At 61.4% G+C, this 4,267-nt stretch carries 2 protein-coding genes and 1 tRNA gene; 2 read left to right on the top strand and 1 reads right to left on the bottom strand.

The window, feature by feature from the left end:
* Positions 1 to 48: 48 nt before the first annotated feature.
* Positions 49 to 125, top strand: a tRNA-Met gene (locus OEZ60_RS21890).
* 123 nt (positions 126 to 248) lie between these two features.
* Here OEZ60_RS21890 and OEZ60_RS21885 read toward each other — a convergent pair.
* On the bottom strand, positions 249 to 3,203 hold the full coding sequence (locus tag OEZ60_RS21885) for a helicase-related protein (protein WP_263340944.1): 2,955 nt from the start codon (positions 3,201 to 3,203) through the stop codon (positions 249 to 251).
* A gap of 101 nt (positions 3,204 to 3,304) precedes the next feature.
* Between OEZ60_RS21885 and istA the strand changes: the two genes are divergently transcribed.
* The coding region (gene istA / locus OEZ60_RS21880) for an IS21 family transposase (RefSeq protein WP_263340943.1) at positions 3,305 to 4,267 on the top strand (963 nt) is incomplete at its 3' end.

The raw sequence follows: 4,267 nt of genomic DNA, 5'->3' as shown, positions 1-4,267 counted from the left end.
CTCGACGATGCGGCCCAAACTCAATCCAATACCGAGCGGGCCAATTGGCGCGGGGTGGAGCAGCCCGGTAGCTCGTCAGGCTCATAACCTGAAGGTCGTAGGTTCAAATCCTACCCCCGCAACCAAATTCTTTCGCGTTATCAAAGGCTTGAGCGCCGCCCTCCGGGGCGGCGTTTGCGTTCCCACCACCCGTGGAAGCACTGTGGAAGCAAGAGGGGCCGAAGTCCTTCATACTGCTGCGTAATCTATCACTCCGACGCTATGAATAGACTTGGCTCGAGGCGAATTTGCAGATCGCTCAGCATCGAGTTGTCCATGCCCGCGCCGACGAGGTTCTGCAGATACTCCAGAAGATCATCCTGGCGGGGCTGGCCGAAGGCTAGGCGATACACCGTGAGGCTGCGTTTGAGCCAAGCCAAGCGCGTAATCTCCCGGCTGAACGGCAACATCGGCACGCGCCGTTCGACCCTCACTGAGCCCTCATAGATCCAATAGGGGATGAGATCGGTGTCGACCGCTGACTCGGATCGGGCGCGCTCGAACATCAGTCTCCATGGATCGTCAGGAGATTGTCCGCGACCTTGGATGGCAGAGACCTGTCGTTCAGCAAGGTTGAGACGTACTGCGTGGCCCTTGAAGCGGTGCACGCGGCCTTCGCGCTGTTCGAGGTCCACCGGGTTGCTCGGCAAGTTCCAATGATAGACGCGGTAGCAATAGGGATGGAAATCCAGCCCCTCCTGCCCGACCGACGTTGTAGCAAGAACGAACGGCCGAAACGGCGAGTTGAATGCTTCGCGGACGCCTCCGAGTCGTGCGACCGCGCCATCCTCATCCTTGTAATCCGCGAGCCGCATGGCAAAGCGTCCGCGCATCTGGAATTTTCTGATGGCGAGGCACTCGCCATCGACATGCACGTCGTCGACCTCGATCTGTGATGGGCGAATGGCAAGAGCATGCGCCATGGCGCGGGCTACGCCGGTTGCGCGTTCCTTGGCAGGACTAGCCCCGAGGCCCTCTGCATCGACGAGGTAGTGCGCGTATTCGTCTAGAACGGCCTGAAGATTATGCTGAGCGCCATAGACCAGCACGCGTCGCCAGTAATGATCGTCGGTATCCCGCCGGAGCAAGGCGACCGCATCATGCTGATTGAACAACGTTCGGAATGACCAGGCAACTTCGGCTGCAGCGCCGAGCAGGCATGGATCGTCCCAGGTCAATTCTGGTGCGATCCGTTTGAGGGCACGAAGCGCGCAGACCGCCGGGCTACCAAGCGCCACGTCGACCAGCAGGTCCGGAAGATCAGCGAACGAAGCCCCAATGTCGCCTGTCTTCACTGCCGCTGCGAGTTCTCGGATATGATCCTGATAAGCGTCTTCGCTCGCCAGTGAACGCATTCCATAGGGCGCTTCCAGCCACTCGCAGGACCGTGCTCCAAGGAGATCATCGATTACGGCGGGGGCGGCCCACTCCGCGCTGTGCGTCTCCTGCCCCGACACGGCTCGTTCATTGAGGGCTTCAAGGGCGGGCTTGAGCCGATCGGAAATCGCTGCGCGCATTTCCTCCTGCGACAGGGTGTTCTCGTTCTCACTGAACACCGCCAGCGGATCCGCGATCCTGGCGATCGTCGGTGAAGGGTAGATCAGCAGCAAAGCACGTAGCCCTGCAAGCCGCCCTTGATCTTGCCTGAACTGCAATGGCCTCAGGCGATGCTGTTCGAAATAGCGCCGACCGGCTTCGCCAACGCCCATGCGCCGTTCGGCCTCGTAGGACAACAGTGCTGCCACCGCGTCAGGTACCATGGACCAAGAGGAGAATAGCAACGCCTTGGTGGGCGGGGCCCCGGATCGTGCTTCGCCGTAGTAAGGCATAGCGGCGGGTATCCAGAGATTCTCCTCAAGATGCTGGCTGAAGATGTCATCCATCACCGCGCGCATGCGGCCATTGGCAGGCTCTAGCGGCATATAGGTGTCAATCGCATCATAATCGAGCATGGCGGGACGCGCTGCAAGAATCGCGGCGCGGAGTGCCGTCGACGGAGCGCCTACCTGATTTTCCAGAAGCCGTTTCAGGCTGTAGTGACGCATGAAGTTGAGCAGGTAGGGCGAGGATTTCCAGTACTCGATGATCTCGGGAGCATCGAGCATGCGTGCCACTTGGGAAACGGCGGACGCTTGCGCGAGATCGGCGGGCGCGACCGATACGCTGATGGCGGGCTCACTCATCATGGAGTCACGATCGACTGTGGACGCCACACGCTCGGTTCGGGCAATGACCTGCCGAAGGCGCCTTTCAATGGTCTCGCGGCTCGCGACCGCAGATGCATGAGATTGTGGCAACGCATGAAGGAGCCCGCGGAAATCGCGCATTTCCCGTGCCAGCAAGGCCGCGACTTCCGGCCCCTTTTGCCGGCCATAGAGGAAACTCACGGTCTCAAGGAAGTCCTGATAATGGTCGCCCTCGTCAGGCTCGTCGCCGGTGAGGGTGAGCATCCGGTAGGGCGTGGCGGAAAGCAGCAATGTGCGCGCGGCGTGCCCATCGCTGCCCGAGTAGTCGAACAGTTCGCGCGCGAGGATCGCTGCGTCGCTGTCACCGTGCAGCAGATCCCGAAACCGCTGAAACTCGTCCATGATGATCAGGTCAGGTTGCAGCGCGTCGACGCAGGCGTGGGACAGCTTTGCGCGTAGCCGTGCGACCAAGCTGTTGCGGGGCTGTGTTATCTCCGGGGGATAGACGTCCCTACGGCGCGGGAAGAGTTCGCAAACTCGCTCAAGTTCTTCGTAGAGATCGTGATCTGCCTGCACGTCGCGGCGGAAGCGATCGACTATTCGCTTGTCGACGCCTTCGAGTGTGAGATCGCGCACTGCGCGGTTCCAGCCGTCGGTTCCGGCGGTAACCTGCATCAGGTTATGCAGGCCGCGCGGCCGCGTAACCAGATCGCGCAGGAGATGGCACAACAGGGCGCGTTCTTGCGCAACCCCCGTCGAGGAGCGCAGATCGAATGTTGTGCCCGGCGTCAGGCTGATGAAGTTTACCTTGTTGGCATCGAGACCCACCTCGCCACGCAGTTGCAGGGGAACAAGGGTCATGCGGGTGGGCAGGGCGAGCTCCCGCCGACCGAGGACGTTTAGCCGATTGAGGTTCTGGGAGGCGATCGCCTGGTTCGAGCAGATGTAGAGGATGTCGATCCGTTTGTGGATCAGCATGCAAAATTGACCCCCATCTTGGGGTGATCGGCGTCCAAAAGTGACCCCCCTGATATTTCTGATCAGAAGCTTCCTCAAAGACATGAGGGAGCAGTCAGGGGATGTTGGTTGTGGAGACGATCGCGAAGATCAGGCGTGCGCATTTCGTCGAGGGCAAGTCGATCAAGCAGATCTGCCGCGAGTTGCGGTTGTCGCGGAACACGGTGCGGAAAGTCATCAGATCGGGCGCGACCGAGTTCACCTATGACCGCACGACGCAGCCGCGTCCGAAGATCGATCCCTGGCGGTCCGAACTGGATGACATGCTGGCCGAGAATGCCCGACGGCCGAAGCGGGAACGCCTGACGCTGATCCGGGTCTACGAGGAACTGCGCAACCGCGGCTACGGCGGCGGTTATGATGCGGTGCGGCGCTACGCGGCCAGGTGGTCGAAGGCGACACAGGAGGCGTCGGCCAGCGCCTATGTCCCGTTGAGCTTCGATCCGGGCGAAGCCTACCAGTTCGATTGGAGCCATGAGATCGTGATCCTCGACGGCGTGACCACGACGGTCAAGGTCGCCCATGTCCGTCTCTGCCACAGCCGTATGCCGTTTGTGCGGGCCTATCCCCGCGAGACCCAGGAGATGGTGTTCGACGCGCACGACAGGGCCTTCGCGTTCTTCGGTGGAGCCTGTGCCCGGGGCATCTACGACAACATGAAGACGGCGGTGGACACGATCTTCGTTGGTAAGGATCGCGCCTACAATCGCCGGTTCCAGCAGATGTGCGGGCACTATCTGGTCGAGCCGGTCGCCTGCACCCCGGCTTCGGGTTGGGAGAAGGGCCAGGTCGAGAACCAGGTGGGCGTGCTCCGGCGGCGGTTCTTCGTGCCCCGGCCGAAGTTCAGATCCTATAGCGAACTGAACGCCTGGCTTGAGGACCGATGCGTCGCCTATGCCAAGGCGAACCGGCACCCCGACGTCCCAGACAAGCCGATCTGGGAAGTGTTCGAAGCCGAGCGGTCGAGCCTGGTGCCTTATGTCGGCCCGTTCGACGGATTCCATGCCGTCCCGGCGTCGGTGTCC

This window comes from Albidovulum salinarum (assembly GCF_025673475.1).
GTDB classification, from domain to species: Bacteria; Pseudomonadota; Alphaproteobacteria; order Rhodobacterales; family Rhodobacteraceae; genus Albidovulum; species Albidovulum salinarum.
The sequence above is the reverse complement of the archived record's forward strand: the minus strand, read 5'-3'. Positions and strand labels throughout refer to the sequence as shown.

What these genes read in the sequence shown, in the direction of transcription:
- OEZ60_RS21885 (WP_263340944.1), bottom strand. Translation starts at nt 3,203, where the DNA reads ATGCTGATCCACAAACGGATCGACATCCTCTACATCTGCTCGAACCAG.